Raw genomic sequence first — 16,307 nt, 5'->3', positions numbered from 1 at the left:
GTCTGCAACCCGACTCCACGAAGCTGGATTCGCTAGTAATCGCGCATCAGCCACGGCGCGGTGAATACGTTCCCGGGCCTTGTACACACCGCCCGTCAAGCCATGAAAGCCGGGGGTACCTGAAGTGCGTAACCGCAAGGAGCGCCCTAGGGTAAAACCGGTAATTGGGGCTAAGTCGTAACAAGGTAGCCGTACCGGAAGGTGCGGCTGGAACACCTCCTTTCTGGAGCGTGACCTGAATAAGGGTTTTGTCCCTTGTGCTGCATGGGAGTTTGTTTAACGATATAGAAGAGAGAAAGATGAAGCCGAGTCGGTAACAGACTAGGTTGAACTGAATCACAAAAGCTAGTCCTATAGCTCAGTTGGTTAGAGCGCTACACTGATAATGTAGAGGTCGGCAGTTCAACTCTGCCTGGGACTACCCGAAAGGAAGGAAGAAAAAAACTTCCTTAAAAATTTGCGGGAACGAAGGAAAACGCTTACCTTTGCAGCCGCAAAAAAACGGGGGATTAGCTCAGCTGGCTAGAGCACCTGCTTTGCACGCAGGGGGTCAACGGTTCGAATCCGTTATTCTCCACCATAAAGATAGGTCTATGACATGATGTAACAAGCAAAAAGTAATTTTAGTACGAAAGCTAAAAGTATATATCATCCCGCACTATAATATATAGTGTGCACGTGATAAGGAAAGTAGGAAAGGGCGCATGGCGGATGCCTTGGCTCTCGGAGGCGATGAAGGACGTGATAAGCTGCGATAAGTCACGGGGAGGTGCAAATAACCCTTGATCCGTGAATCTCCGAATGGGACAACCCGTTACCTTGAAGAGGTAACATCCATCAATGATGGAGGCTAACGCAGGGAACTGAAACATCTTAGTACCTGCAGGAAAAGAAAATAACAATGATTCCCCCAGTAGTGGCGAGCGAACGGGGAAGAGCCCAAACCGTTCATGTTACGGCATGGACGGGGTTGTAGGACCGCGTTGTTGCAAGAAATTTTGCGAGAAGAACGATTTGGAAAGTTCGGCCGAAGACGGTGACAGCCCGGTATTCTAAGCAAGACGAAGCATAGCGGTATCCTGAGTAGCGCGGAACACGAGGAATTCTGCGTGAATCTGCCGGGACCATCCGGTAAGGCTAAATACTCCCGAGAGACCGATAGTGGACCAGTACCGTGAGGGAAAGGTGAAAAGCACTTCGAACAGAAGAGTGAAATAGTACCTGAAACCGTGCGCCTACAAGCGGTCGGAGCACGAAAGTGTGACGGCGTGCCTTTTGCATAATGAACCTACGAGTTGCCGTCTTTGGCAAGGTTAAGGGACATGAGTCCCGCAGCCGAAGCGAAAGCGAGTCTGAACAGGGCGTCAAGTCAGCGGCGGCAGACGCGAAACCAAGTGATCTACCCTTGGCCAGGATGAAGTCTGGGTAACACCAGATGGAGGTCCGCACCAATAAGCGTTGAAAAGCTTCTGGATGAGCTGAGGGTAGGGGTGAAAGGCTAATCAAACTTGGAGATAGCTCGTACTCCCCGAAATGCATTTAGGTGCAGCCTTGCGGGTTACTGATGTGAGGTAGAGCGACTGATTGGATGCGAGGGCTTCACCGCCTATCAAGTCCTGACAAACTCCGAATGCGCATCAGTTCTACCGCAGGAGTGAGGGCATGGGTGCTAAGGTCCGTGCCCGAGAGGAGAAGAATCCGGACCACCGGCTAAGGTCCCGAAATGACAGCTAAGTTAAACTAACGAAGTCTGATTGCTAAGACAGCTAGGATGTTGGCTTGGAAGCAGCCATTCATTTAAAGAGTGCGTAACAGCTCACTAGTCGAGGAATCGGGCGTGGATAATAATCGGGTATGAAGTTGTCTACCGAAGCCGTGGGATCAGCAATGATCGGTAGGGGAGCATTCCATTCCGCGTCGAAGGCGTGGCGTGAGCCATTCTGGAGCGTATGGAAAAGCAAATGTAGGTATAAGTAACGATAAAGGGGGTGAGAAACCCCCTCGCCGAAAGACTAAGGTTTCCTGATCAACGCTAATCGGATCAGGGTCAGTCGGGTCCTAAGGCTCAGCCGAACGGCGAGGTCGATGGCAGAAACGGTTAATATTCCGTTACTACCTTTGAGGGTGACGTGGGGAAGCAGTAGTGACACTGCCGCGGGCTGACGGAATAGCCCGTTAAAGAGTGTAGGCGTTGATTTCCGCAGGCAAATCCACGGAAAGAGCCGAACTTGACAGTATGGAGCGTCCTTCGGGACAATCCAACAGCGCAGGTAATCAGACTGCCGAGAAAATCCGCTAAACATAACTTCAGAGGTACCCGTACCGCAAACGGACACACGTAGTCGGGTTGAATATACTAAGGCGCTTGGGTGAATCACGGTTAAGGAACTAGGCAAACTGACCCTGTAACTTCGGGATAAAGGGTCCCTCCTCGCAAGAGAGGGCGCAGAGAATAGGTCCAGGCAACTGTTTAACAAAAACACAGGGCTGTGCGAATATGAAAGTAGAAGTATACAGCCTGACACCTGCCCGGTGCTGGAAGGTTAAGAGGAGATGTCATCGCAAGAGAAGCATTGAATTGAAGCCCCAGTAAACGGCGGCCGTAACTATAACGGTCCTAAGGTAGCGAAATTCCTTGTCGGGTAAGTTCCGACCTGCACGAATGGTGTAATGATCCGGACGCTGTCTCAACCGTGAGCCCAGTGAAATTGTAGTATCGGTGAAGATGCCGATTACCCGCGATGGGACGAAAAGACCCCGTGAACCTTTACTATAGCTTAGCATTGAATTTGGGCACGCGATGTGTAGGATAGGTCGGAGGCTTTGAAGCGGGCACGCCAGTGTTTGTGGAGCCGCTGTTGAAATACGACCCTTTGTTTGTTTGAATTCTAACTCTTGGTAAGAGGACATTGCTTGGTGGGTAGTTTGACTGGGGTGGTCGCCTCCAAAAGCGTAACGGAGGCTTCTAAAGGTGCCCTCAGGACGATCGGTAACCGTCCGCAGAGTGTAATGGCAGAAGGGCGCTTGACTGGGAGACAGACAAGTCGAGCAGGTAGGAAACTAGAGCATAGTGATCCGGTGTTTCCGTATGGAAGGGACATCGCTCAAAGGATAAAAGGTACTCCGGGGATAACAGGCTGATCCCTCCCAAGAGCTCATATCGACGGAGTGGTTTGGCACCTCGATGTCGGCTCGTCACATCCTGGGGCTGGAGAAGGTCCCAAGGGTTGGGCTGTTCGCCCATTAAAGTGGCACGCGAGCTGGGTTCAGAACGTCGTGAGACAGTTCGGTCTCTATCTATCGTGGGCGTATGAAATTTGCGTGGCTCTGACACTAGTACGAGAGGACCGTGTTGGACCGACCTCTGGTTTACCGGTTGTGCCGCCAGGTGCATCGCCGGGTATCTAAGTCGGGATCGGATAAGTGCTGAAAGCATCTAAGTACGAAGCCGGCCACAAGATTAGATTTCTCAGGGTCGTCAAAGACGATGACGTTGATAGGATGCAGGTGTAAAGGTAGAGATACCAAAGCCGAGCATTACTAATTGCCCGTATGCTTTCCTTGTCAGGAAGGATGGGTGATATATACTTTCAGCTTCTTGAGAAGTGCTTGAATTACCTGCTTGTTAGTCATGAATACATAAAGGATATTCAGGTGACTATTGCACGAAGGTTCCACCTCTTCCCATTCCGAACAGAGAAGTTAAGCTTCGTCACGCCGATGGTACTGCGCAAGTGGGAGAGTAGGTAGTCGCCGTCTTAGGAGAAGCCCTGCAGCATCACAAGTGCCGCGGGGCTTTCTTTTTTTGCATGAGGGCAGAAAAAACGCCGCCGGCTCCGGGAGTACGGCGGCGGAAACGTTTCAATGTACCAGGGTGTTCATACCTTCCACGATCCTGCCGCAGGAGAAGACGCACCTGATGCTGATGTCCTTGTCTATGATGAGGATGTCCGCATCCTTGCCCTTCTGGAGAGTGCCCTTCGACGAGTCGATGCCGATAAGCTTTGACAATCCTTTTTCTAATTTTATGTTGAAGAACATGTTGCTTATTCGATATATTACATTCTTATTATTCTTTATTTAAAATCTTTGCTTATTGGTGGAAATATTTCTTTCGAAATAGTAGGTGATTAAGGCTTATTTAGTATATTTGACTCAGAAATTGTAATAATTACAATTGATAAAATTGTAAGTCTTATAACTAAGTTAAAGTTTAATAATCATTATGGAAAACAAGATTCAGGAGCTCACTGATAAGATTTATCGTGAAGGGGTGGAAAAGGGTAATGAAGAAGCACAACGACTTATCGATGAAGCTCAGAAAAAGGCTCAAAAGTTGATTGCAGATGCCCAGAAAGAGGCGGAAGGAATTATAGCCAATGCCCGTAAATCGGCAGATGAATTAACTGAAAATACGAAATCTGAGTTGAAGTTGTTTGCTGGACAGGCCCTGAATGCTCTGAAAACCGAAATTACTAACCTACTGACAAATGAAACAGTTTCGGATGCTGTAAAAGGATTTATCGCTGACAAGGATTTTTTCAACAAGTTTATTGTAACATTGGCTACTCAATGGTCGGCAAACGAATCGATTGTTATTTCTGTGAAGGATGCAGAGTCTCTGAAAAAATATTTTGCCTCAAATACGAAAAATCTTTTAGATAAAGGTGTAAAGATAGAGGAAGTAAACGGAGCTAAGGCTCTTTTCTCTGTTTCACCTGCTGATGGTTCGTATAAAGTGAATTTTGGTGAAGAGGAATTTGAAAACTATTTCAAGGAATTCCTTCGTCCTCAGCTAGTCAAAATGTTGTTTTAACCAGAAACTATGAGTACGTATTATTGTCTGGTGGCCGGTTTGCCGGATATATCTTTGGATGACGGCAAATTAAGCTATTCTGTGTCTGATTTTAAGGCTGAATTGTATCCGGATTTATCTGCTCAAGATCGAAAATTAATAGATTTATTTTATCTGAAGTTTGATAATACGGTTATCTTGAAGTTACTGAAAAATAAAGATGCAGTAATAGAAGATAAGGGTAATTTTTCAGCAGAAGAGTTACTTCAGTTGATTGAAGCTGTACGTGAAGGAGATACTCCGGATAAAAAATATCCTTCTTACCTGGTTAACTTTGTTTCTCAATATTTGCAACTTTCACAAGATGAATTATATCGTGCCGATGATCTGTTGGCAGCATTGTATTATTCTTATGGAATGTCATCCAATAATGCTTTTATTGCTTCTTGGTTTGAATTTAATCTGAATTTAAATAATATTCTTGCGGCTTTGGCGGCGCGTAAGTATAAAATGGAAGTTTCTAGTGTGATTGTTGGAGCAACGAGTATCTGTGAGCAGTTGCGTACCTCAAATGCACGTGATTTTGGATTGAACGAAACACTTGAATATTTTGAAGCATTACAACGTATTGCTGATATTGAAGAACTGGTGGAACGTGAGAAGAAGGTAGATATGCTGAAATGGAAATGGTTGGAAGATGAATCCTTCTCCCACTATTTTACTATCGAGCGTATTTTTGTATTTTTAATGCAGCTGGAAATGATTGAACGTTGGATTTCATTGGATAAGGAAAAAGGTAATGAACTTTTCCGAAAGATGATTCAAGACCTGAAAAATGAAGTTCAAATACCAGAAGAATTTAGAAAATAATAAAAAAGATAAGAATGGCAACAAAAGGAACTGTTTTGGGCGTTATCGCCAATATGGTTACGCTGACTGTTGACGGTCCTGTAGCACAAAATGAAATCTGCTACATCACTACGGGAGGGGATCGTTTGATGGCCGAAGTTATCAAAGTAGTAGGCAAGAATGTATATGTGCAGGTGTTTGAAAGTACACGTGGACTGAAAGTTGGTGCTGAAGCAGAATTTACAGGTCATATGTTGGAAGTAACCTTAGGCCCAGGTATGCTGTCGAAAAACTATGATGGTTTGCAGAATGACCTGGACAAGATGGAAGGGGTGTTCTTGAAGCGTGGTCAGTATACTTACCCGCTTGACAAGGAAAGAAAATGGCACTTTAAACCAATTGTAAAGGTTGGAGATGAAGTTGGTCCTTCTGCATGGTTGGGAGAGGTTGAAGAAAATCATCAGCCGCTGAAGATTATGGTACCTTTCCAGCTGACAGGTACATATAAAGTTAAATCAGTTGTACCTGAAGGAGATTATACTATAGAGGATACTGTAGTTGTTTTGTCAGATAAAGGAGGAGAGGATATTAAAGTTAATATGATTCAGAAGTGGCCGGTGAAAAAGGCTATGACGAATTATGTAGAGAAACCTCGTCCTTATAAATTATTGGAAACAGGAGTACGAGTTATTGATACAATGAATCCGATTGTAGAAGGTGGTACAGGATTTATTCCTGGTCCGTTCGGAACGGGTAAGACCGTACTTCAGCATGCTATTTCTAAACAGGCAGAAGCAGATATCGTTATTATTGCAGCCTGTGGTGAGCGTGCAAATGAGGTCGTTGAAATCTTTACAGAGTTCCCGGAACTGGTGGACCCTCATACAGGACGTAAATTGATGGAGCGTACCATTATTGTAGCCAATACTTCAAACATGCCGGTTGCAGCACGTGAAGCATCTGTATATACAGCAATGACAATGGCTGAATTTTATCGTGCTATGGGACTGAAGGTATTGCTGATGGCAGACTCTACTTCTCGTTGGGCACAAGCTTTGCGTGAAATGTCTAACCGTATGGAGGAACTTCCTGGTCCTGATGCATTCCCGATGGATATTTCAGCTATTATTTCTAACTTCTATGGACGCGCTGGTTTCGTACATTTGTATAATGGAGCAACAGGTTCTATTACCTTTATCGGAACAGTATCTCCGGCTGGAGGTAACTTAAAAGAACCGGTTACAGAAAATACAAAGAAAGTAGCTCGATGCTTTTATGCTCTAGAACAGGAACGTGCAGACCGTAAACGTTATCCGGCTGTGAATCCGATTGATTCTTATTCTAAATATCTGGAATATCCGGAATTTGAAGACTACATAACAGAACGTATCAATAACCAGTGGACAGGAAAAGTCAATGAATTGAAGACGAGATTGTTACGTGGTAAGGAAATTGCAGAACAGATCAATATCTTGGGTGATGACGGTGTACCAGTTGAATATCATGTGATATTCTGGAAATCGGAATTGATAGACTTTGTGATTTTACAGCAAGATGCTTTTGATGAAGTCGACTCAGTTACTCCGATGGAGCGTCAGGAAGATATCGTAAATATGGTTATTGATATTTGTCATACAAACTTCAAGTTTGAAACCTTTGTGGAAGTTATGGATTACTTCAAGAAAATGATTAATATTTGTAAGCAGATGAACTACTCTAAGTATAAATCTGAACAGTATGAAGATTTCCGTAAGCAGCTTGCTACACTGGTTGCCGAAAGAAGCGTGAAGTAATAAAATACTTATAAAGTAATCGGAAGAAAATGGCAACAAAAGCTTTTCAAAAAATATATACTAAGATTAGCCAGATAACTAAAGCTACTTGCTCGTTGAAAGCAGCAGAAGTAGGTTACGATGAATTGGCTATGGTAAACGGCAAACTTGCACAGGTCGTGAAGATTGCCGGAGATGAAGTGACACTTCAGGTATTTGAAGGTACGGAAGGTATTCCTACTAATGCTGAAGTTGTATTCTTGGGAAAATCTCCTACACTGAAGGTTAGCGAACAACTTGCTGGTCGCTTCTTTAATGCCTTTGGTGATCCTATTGACGGAGGACCTGAAATAGAAGGGGTAGAAGTGGAAATTGGTGGTCCGTCTGTAAACCCTGTTCGTCGTAAGCAGCCGTCTGAACTTATTGCTACAGGTATTGCAGGTATTGACTTGAATAATACATTGGTTTCTGGACAGAAAATCCCGTTTTTTGCTGATCCTGACCAGCCTTTCAACCAGGTAATGGCGAATGTTGCGTTACGTGCGGAAACAGACAAGATTATCTTGGGTGGTATGGGTATGACAAATGATGACTACTTGTATTTTAAGAATGTGTTCTCGAATGCAGGTGCATTGGATCGTATCATCAGTTTTGTAAATACTACAGAAAACCCTCCGGTAGAACGTTTGCTTATTCCTGATATGGCACTGACTGCTGCTGAATATTTTGCAGTGGAACATAATCAGAAGGTTCTGGTTCTGTTGACTGATATGACTTCTTACGCAGATGCTCTTGCCATCGTATCTAACCGTATGGACCAGATTCCGTCTAAAGATTCTATGCCTGGATCTCTGTATTCAGATTTGGCTAAGATTTATGAAAAAGCGGTACAGTTCCCAAGTGGTGGTTCTATTACGATTATTGCCGTAACTACTTTGTCGGGTGGTGATATTACTCATGCAGTGCCCGATAATACGGGTTATATTACTGAGGGACAGTTGTTCTTACGTCGTGATAGCGATATTGGTAAAGTTATTGTAGACCCGTTCCGTTCTTTGTCACGTTTGAAACAGCTTGTTAGTGGTAAGAAGACTCGTAAAGACCATCCTCAGGTGATGAATGCAGCTGTCCGTTTGTATGCTGATGCTGCTAATGCCAAAACGAAGATGGAAAATGGTTTCGATCTGACTAATTACGATGAACGTGCATTAGCTTTTGCGAAAGATTACGCAAATCAGTTATTGGCTATTGATGTAAACTTGAATACCACAGAAATGCTTGATGTAACATGGGGATTATTCAGTAAATACTTTAAACCTGAAGAAGTAAACATCAAGAAAGAGTTTGTAGACCAGTACTGGAGAAAGTAATTTATTAATTCACAGAGAAATGGCTATAAAGTTTCAATATAATAAAACTTCGTTGCAACAGCTTGAGAAACAGCTCAAGATTCGTGTGCGCACCTTGCCTATTATAAAAAATAAGGAGAGTGCGTTGCGACTGGAAGTGAAGCGCTGTAAAACTGAAGCTGTGGGACTGGAAGGAAGTCTGGAAAAACAAATTCAGGCTTATGAAGCCATGTTCGCACTCTGGAATGAATTTGATGCTTCATTGATTAAAGTGAAGGATGTTCATTTGGGCGTACGTAAAATAGCTGGTGTACGTGTACCACTCTTAGAAGATGTTGATTTCGATGTTCGTCCGTTTAGCTTGTTTTGTAGTCCTAAATGGTATGCAGATGGAATACATCTATTAAAGAATTTAGCTCGTACCGCTATTGAAAGAGAATTTACGCTCGCTAAATTGAGCTTGTTGGAACATGCGCGTAAAAAGACCACTCAAAAGGTTAATCTTTTTGAGAAGGTGCAGATACCCGGTTATCAGGATGCTTTGAGAAAGATTAAGCGCTTTATGGAAGATGAAGAAAACTTGTCTAAATCTTCACAGAAAATCCTGAAATCGATTCAAGAAAAAAGAAAGGAGGCTGAAGTATGATTGCTAAGATGAAGAAACTTACGTTTCTAGTTTATCATAAAGAATATGATGCCTTTTTAAAGAGTATACGTGATTTAGGGGTAGTTCATGTAGCCACCAAGGCACAGGGAAGTGCTGAGGATGCAGGTTTACAAGAAAGTATTCGCTTATCTACACGCTATGCAGCAGCTATCAAATTGCTGCAAGGTATGAATGTTCAGCCTGTAGACAATCATGCGGGAAATGCTGATAGAGGAATGGATGTCCTGACAGAAATGGAAGATTTACAGCAGCAAATACAACAAGTTGCTCATAAACTCCAATCTGTTGAGAAGGAAGTTGCTCAATTGGAACCATGGGGAGATTTTGATCCTCATAGCTTGGAGCGCCTGCATGATGCGGGATATCAGATTGATTTTTATATTTGTTCTGATAAACAGTTTAAGGATGAATGGGCAGACTTGTATAATGCAACAGTCATAAATCGCGTTGGATCGAAGTTGTATTTTGTAACAGTTATTCCAAATCATGTTTGTGCTGATTTGGAAGTGGAATCTGCAAAATTACCTGAAATTTCTTTGTCAGATCTTCAGGTTAAGAGAGAAGGTTTGATAAAGCAGAATGAAACATTGCAGAAACAGATGGAGGATCTGGCTGCTTCAGCAATCCCTGATTTACAGGCTGCTCAAGCAAAAGTTCATTCTCAAATAGAATTTTCTAAGGTAGTGCTGAATACAAATTCGTTGGCAGATAATAAATTGATGTTGCTGCAAGGCTGGACACCGGTAGAACGTATAGATGAGATTAAACATTTTCTGGAAACAGAGGAGGTTTATTATGAAATATCCGATCCGTCTCCGGAAGACGATGTACCTATATTGTTGAACAATAAAGGTTTCTTCCGATTGTTTGAGCCGATTATGCGCCTGTATATGTTGCCGAAATATAATGAATTGGACTTGACTCCGTTCTTTGCTCCATTCTTTATGTTATTTTTCGGACTATGTTTGGGTGACTCCGGATATGGATTGTTTATGCTTCTTGCTGTTACGGTATATCGTCTGGTAGCGAAAAACATAGCTGCATCGATGAAGTCTATTCTTACGTTGGTACAGTTATTGGGAGCTTCTACGATGGTGTGTGGTTTGTTGACTGGTACTTGTTTTGGCTTTAATTTGTATGACATTCAAGTTCCTTTCTTCCAAAGCTTGAAAGAGGCTATATCTTTAGATAATCAGCAGATGTTCAACCTGTCTCTGATTTTAGGTGGAGTACAGATTATCTTTGGTATGATTCTCAAAGCTGTAAACCAGACCATTCAATTTGGCTTCAAATATGCAGTAGCAACAATCGGATGGATACTTGTTTTAGTCAGTTCAGCTATAGCATTCGCCGCTCCGGGTGTAATGCCAATGGGTGGAGCCGTTCATCTGGTATTTCTTGTAGCTGGTTTGTTGATGGCTTATTTATACAATAGTCCTGATAAAAATATCTTTGTAAATATAGGATTAGGACTTTGGGATAGTTATAATATGGCTACAGGATTACTGGGAGATATCCTTTCATATGTACGTTTGTTTGCGTTAGGATTATCAGGAGGTATATTGGCTAGTGTGTTTAATAGTCTGGCTGTAGGTATGAGTCCTGATAATGTGATTGCCGGTCCGATAGTTATGGTTTTGATTTTTGTAATCGGACATGCTATCAATATGTTTATGAACGTGCTGGGAGCTATGGTGCATCCTATGCGTTTGACCTTCGTAGAGTTCTTTAAGAATTCGGGATATGAAGGTGGAGGAAAGGAATATAAACCTTTTAAAAACTAATAAAATTAAAGTAAAAACTAAAAATTAAATCTTATAAAATTATGGAAATGAATCTTTTGATTGCCTACATTGGCATCGCAATTATGGTTGGTTTATCTGGAATTGGTAGTGCTTATGGTGTAACAATCGCAGGTAATGCATCAATTGGTGCTTTGAAGAAAAACGATGGTGCTTTCGGTAACTTCTTGGTTCTTACAGCGCTTCCTGGTACTCAGGGTTTGTACGGTTTTGCAGGTTACTTTATGTTCCAGAGTATTTTTAATGTACTGACTCCTGAAATTTCAGCAATTCAAGCTTGTGCTGTGTTAGGTTCAGGAATTGGTTTGGGACTGGTTGCATTATTCTCTGCTATTCGTCAGGGACAAGTTTGTGCAAACGGTATTGCAGCTATCGGACAAGGACATAATGTATTTGGTAATACTTTGATTTTAGCTGTATTCCCTGAATTGTATGCAATCGTTGCTCTTGCTGCAACATTCTTGATGGGATCTGCACTTGCTGCATAATTGTGCGAATGAAAACGGCTTAATATCAGATTATTTTAAGAGAAATTCCTGATATTTTCATAAGATACCTTGGTGTTACTGAATAATACCAAGGTATTTTTTTGTCTGTAGGATATGAAAAAGGAATAAAAAACTTTTATTTCTTCGCCCAATTAAATGTTTTTTGTAAATTCGTGCCTGATTTAGAAAATATTAAAGATGATGATGAAACAGCTATTAACACCTGATTACATTTTCGAATCGAGTTGGGAGGTGTGCAATAAAGTAGGAGGTATTTATACCGTACTTTCTACGAGGGCAAAAACCCTTCAGGGTGTATTTCCCGACCGGATTTTCTTTATTGGTCCGGATGTTTGGCTAGGGAAAGAGAATCCTTTGTTTACCGAAGATGTAAAAATGTTACAAGCATGGCGTAAGCATGCTTTAGAAAAAGATGACTTAAAAATACGTATAGGACGTTGGAATATACCGGGAAATCCTATTGCTATTTTAGTCGATTTTACTCCGTTTTATACTCAAAAGAATGATATTTATACTCAGGCATGGATTGATTTTCAAGTAGATTCGCTTCACGCTTATGGAGACTATGATGAAGCTTCCATGTTTTCTTACGCTGCAGGGAAAGTTGTAGAAAGCTATTATCGTTATAATTTGACTGCTAGTGATAAGGTCGTTTATCAAGCACATGAGTGGATGACTGGATTGGGAGCTTTGTATATACAGAAAGCCGTTCCTGAAATAGCAACAATTTTTACTACTCATGCAACTTCTATCGGACGTTCGATTGCCGGAAATAATAAACCTCTTTACGATTATTTATTTGCTTATAATGGCGATCAGATGGCTCAGGAGCTTAATATGGAGTCAAAACATTCTATTGAAAAGCAGACTGCACATCATGTGGACTGTTTTACAACAGTAAGTGAAATTACGAATCATGAATGTTGTGAATTATTGAATAAATCTGCGGATGTAGTTCTGATGAATGGCTTTGAAGATGATTTTGTTCCTAAAGGTGCAGCATTTACTCGGAAACGTAAACATGCACGTGCTGTATTATTGAATATGGCAAATAAATTAATGGGCACTCAACTTGATGATGATACGATGATTATCGGAACAAGTGGACGATATGAGTTTAAGAATAAAGGAATAAACGTTTATCTGGAGGCTCTTAACAGATTAACTCGTGATAAGAATCTGAAAAAAGACGTACTGGCTTTCATCAATGTCCCTGGATGGGTAGGTGAGGTTCGTGAGGATTTACGCGAACGTTTGGATAGTGGTAAAGATTATGATACTCCATTAGAATGTCCTTTCATTACTCATTGGTTACATAATATGAGTCATGATCAAGTTCTGGATATGTTGAAGTATCTTAATATGTCAAATTCTGTTGATACAAAGGTGAAGGTTGTATTTGTGCCTTGCTATTTGGATGGAAAAGATGGCATATTAAATGAACTTTATTATGATTTGTTGATAGGAACTGATTTAAGTGTATATCCATCATACTACGAACCATGGGGATACACTCCATTGGAGAGTATTGCATTTAAAGTACCTACGATTACGACAGATTTGGCTGGGTTTGGATTGTGGGTTAACTCTTTGACAGGTAAGAATGCCACTTTACAGGATGGAGTAAAGGTTATCCATCGTACAGATTATAATTATTCGGAAGTTGCAGATACTATAAAAGATACAATTTCTGAATTCTCATCATTGACAAGTACAGAAATCAATAAAATACGGAAGAATGCGGCAAATATTGCTGAAAAGGCACTGTGGAAACATTTTATACAGTACTATTATGAAGCTTACGACATTGCTTTGCGTAATGCCGCCAAGCGTCTTTCTTTAAATTAACTTGAATTCTTATACTAATTTTAAACAATATGAAAGTCAAAACGAATTATGCTAACGCTCCGGTGTGGAGAGAAGTAAATGTAAAATCTCGTATTCCCGAGCCATTGAAAATGCTGGGAAAAATGGCTCGTAATATTTGGTGGGCATGGAATGATGAGGCAACTGAAATGTTCAGAGAACTGGATCCTGAATTATGGCAGGTTGTTGGACAGAACCCGGTCGCTTTACTGGAACGTTTAAGCTACGAAAAATTGGAGGCTTTGTCTGCAGATAGCAATGTCCTGAAGAAAATTAATGATATTTATAGTAAGTTTGAAGCATACATGAACGAGAAGCCAGATTCTTCTCGTCCTTCTGTAGCTTATTTCTGTATGGAATATGGTCTGACTCACGTATTGAAGATCTATTCTGGAGGTTTGGGTATCTTGGCTGGTGATTATCTGAAAGAAGCATCAGATAGTAACGTAGACATGTGCGGTATCGGATTCTTGTATCGTTATGGCTATTTTAGCCAGAGTTTGTCTATGGATGGTCAGCAGATCGCTAATTATGAAGCACAAAACTTTGGTAGCTTGCCATTGGAACGTGTAACAGATGAAGATGGTCATCCTATGGTACTTGATCTTCCATACCTGAACTATTATGTACACGCTTATGTATGGAGAGTAAATGTCGGTCGTGTTCCTTTGTATTTGTTGGATACAGATAATGAAATGAATAGTGAATTTGACCGTCCTATTACTTATCAGCTTTATGGTGGGGACTGGGAAAACCGTTTGAAGCAAGAAATCTTGTTAGGTATCGGTGGCGTTTTGCTGTTGAAGAAGCTGGATATCAAAAAGGATGTATATCATTGCAATGAAGGACATGCTGCTTTGTGTAATGTTCAGCGTTTGTGTGATTATGTAGAAGGCGGAATGTCATTCAATGAAGCACTGGAAGTTGTTCGTGCATCTTCTTTGTATACAGTTCATACTCCGGTTCCTGCAGGTCACGACTATTTCGATGAAGGTCTGTTTGGTAAATATATGGGAGGTTACCCTCAACGTATGGGTATCTCTTGGGATGACTTGATGGACTTGGGACGTATTAATCCGGGTGATCACAATGAACGCTTCTGCATGTCTACATTTGCATGTAATACTTGCCAGGAAGTAAACGGTGTAAGCTGGTTGCACGGAAAAGTTTCTCAGGAAATGTTCTCTGGTATTTGGAAAGGCTATTTCCCAGAAGAAAATCATGTTGGTTATGTAACTAATGGTGTTCACTTCCCAACTTGGTGCGCTTCTGAATGGAAACAGTTGTATGCTAAATATTTTGATAAAAACTTCTTGAAGGATCAGTCAAATCCGCAAATCTGGGAGAAAATCTACAGTGTACCTGATGAAGAGGTTTGGAAAACTCGTATAGCACTGAAGAATAAACTGATCAATTATATTCGTAATCAGTTCCGTGATACATGGTTGAAGAACCAGGGTGATCCTTCTCGTGTTGTATCATTGATGGATAAGATTAATCCGAATGCATTGTTGATCGGTTTTGCTCGTCGTTTCGCAACTTATAAACGTGCACATTTGCTGTTTACTGATTTGGATCGTTTGTCTAAGATTGTCAATAATCCTGACTATCCAGTACAGTTCCTGTTTGCAGGAAAAGCTCACCCGCACGATGGCGCAGGACAAGGATTGATTAAGAAAATTGTAGAAATTTCTCAGCGTCCTGAATTCTTGGGTAAGATTATCTTCCTCGAAAATTATGATATGAAGCTGGCACGTCGCCTTGTTTCTGGTGTTGATATTTGGATGAATACTCCGACTCGTCCATTGGAAGCATCTGGTACTTCTGGTGAAAAGGCTTTGATGAATGGTGTAGTAAACTTCTCTGTTCTTGATGGATGGTGGCTTGAAGGCTATCGTGAAGGTGCTGGTTGGGCTTTGACTGAAAAACGTACTTATCAGAATCAGGAATATCAAGATAAGTTGGATGCTGCAACTATCTATAGTATCCTTGAAACAGAAATCCTGCCATTGTATTATGCTCGTAACAAGAAGGGATATTCTGAAGGTTGGGTTAAGACTATCAAGAACTCTATCGCACAGATTGCTCCTCACTATACAATGAAGCGTCAGTTGGATGACTATTTCAGCAAGTTCTATGGTAAAGAAGCTAAGCGTTTCCATGCTTTAGCTGAAAATAACTATGCTAAGGTTAAGGAAATAGCTAAATGGAAAGAAGAAGTAGCTGAAAAATGGGATTCTATCCAGATCGTATCAATGGATAAGTGTGCAGAACTTCGTCAAGGCAATGTAGAAAGCGGTAAAGATTACACTATTACATGCGTAGTTGACGAAAAGGGACTGAACGATGCTATCGGCATTGAAATGGTAGTAACTTATACAAATGTAGAAGGAAAAGAATACATTTATTGCGTTGCTCCTATGGAAATGGTTAAACGTGAAGGTGATTTATATACGTTCCAGGTAACTCATAGCTTGTCTAATGCAGGAAGCTTTAAAGTTGCTTACCGTATGTTCCCTAAACATCCAGAATTGCCATATCGTCAGGACTTCTGCTATGTTCGTTGGTTCAATGAATAAAATGACTTATTTTATTTCTTAATATGAGAGGCTGTGGAATTTTTCACAGCCTCTTAATTTTTATTAATACATGCAGTATTCTCGTGTTTTTTAATTTCTAATAATAGAAACAAAAAGAT

9 protein-coding genes, 2 tRNA genes and 3 rRNA genes are annotated in these 16,307 nt (G+C 41.3%); all 14 read left to right on the top strand.

Annotated features, from left to right (window positions below; translation table 11 throughout):
- Nucleotides 1-223, top strand: a 16S ribosomal RNA gene (locus BACCOP_RS17855); the annotation flags it as partial.
- Between the two features lie 124 nt (nucleotides 224-347).
- Nucleotides 348-421 (top strand) — tRNA-Ile (locus BACCOP_RS17850).
- A gap of 82 nt (nucleotides 422-503) precedes the next feature.
- Nucleotides 504-580 (top strand) — tRNA-Ala (locus tag BACCOP_RS17845).
- A gap of 104 nt (nucleotides 581-684) precedes the next feature.
- Nucleotides 685-3,564 (top strand): 23S ribosomal RNA (locus tag BACCOP_RS17840).
- An 86-nt stretch (nucleotides 3,565-3,650) separates the two neighbouring features.
- Nucleotides 3,651-3,759 (top strand): 5S ribosomal RNA (gene rrf, locus BACCOP_RS17835).
- Nucleotides 3,760-4,225: 466 nt separating this feature from the next.
- Nucleotides 4,226-4,816: a hypothetical protein gene (locus BACCOP_RS17830; protein WP_007571587.1), complete on the top strand. Its 591-nt coding sequence runs from the start codon at nucleotides 4,226-4,228 to the stop codon at nucleotides 4,814-4,816.
- Between the two features lie 9 nt (nucleotides 4,817-4,825).
- A complete protein-coding gene (locus tag BACCOP_RS17825) occupies nucleotides 4,826-5,665 on the top strand; it encodes a DUF2764 family protein (protein ID WP_007571585.1) in 840 nt (279 codons plus the stop codon).
- A gap of 14 nt (nucleotides 5,666-5,679) precedes the next feature.
- Nucleotides 5,680-7,437 (top strand): V-type ATP synthase subunit A, encoded by a 1,758-nt coding sequence (locus BACCOP_RS17820; protein ID WP_007571583.1) that lies wholly within the window; start codon nucleotides 5,680-5,682, stop codon nucleotides 7,435-7,437.
- Between the two features lie 29 nt (nucleotides 7,438-7,466).
- Nucleotides 7,467-8,786: a V-type ATP synthase subunit B gene (locus BACCOP_RS17815; protein ID WP_007571580.1), complete on the top strand. Its 1,320-nt coding sequence runs from the start codon at nucleotides 7,467-7,469 to the stop codon at nucleotides 8,784-8,786.
- A gap of 19 nt (nucleotides 8,787-8,805) precedes the next feature.
- Nucleotides 8,806-9,411, top strand: a complete 606-nt coding sequence (locus BACCOP_RS17810) for a V-type ATP synthase subunit D (protein ID WP_007571578.1) — start codon at nucleotides 8,806-8,808, stop codon at nucleotides 9,409-9,411.
- Nucleotides 9,408-11,216 (top strand): V-type ATP synthase subunit I, encoded by a 1,809-nt coding sequence (locus tag BACCOP_RS17805; RefSeq protein ID WP_007571576.1) that lies wholly within the window; start codon nucleotides 9,408-9,410, stop codon nucleotides 11,214-11,216. Before BACCOP_RS17810 ends, BACCOP_RS17805 begins: the two co-directional genes overlap by 4 nt.
- Nucleotides 11,217-11,257: 41 nt before the next feature.
- Nucleotides 11,258-11,722, top strand: coding sequence for a V-type ATP synthase subunit K (locus BACCOP_RS17800; RefSeq protein WP_007571575.1), 465 nt, complete (start codon nucleotides 11,258-11,260; stop codon nucleotides 11,720-11,722).
- Between the two features lie 201 nt (nucleotides 11,723-11,923).
- A complete protein-coding gene (locus BACCOP_RS17795; protein ID WP_040312238.1) occupies nucleotides 11,924-13,591 on the top strand; it encodes a glycosyltransferase in 1,668 nt (555 codons plus the stop codon).
- 29 nt (nucleotides 13,592-13,620) lie between these two features.
- Nucleotides 13,621-16,188: an alpha-glucan family phosphorylase gene (gene glgP / locus BACCOP_RS17790; protein ID WP_007571571.1), complete on the top strand. Its 2,568-nt coding sequence runs from the start codon at nucleotides 13,621-13,623 to the stop codon at nucleotides 16,186-16,188.
- Nucleotides 16,189-16,307 lie beyond the last annotated feature (119 nt).

It is taken from the genome of Phocaeicola coprocola DSM 17136, assembly GCF_000154845.1.
GTDB classification, from domain to species: Bacteria; Bacteroidota; Bacteroidia; order Bacteroidales; family Bacteroidaceae; genus Phocaeicola; species Phocaeicola coprocola.
This window is presented reverse-complemented; position numbering and strand designations above follow the sequence as displayed.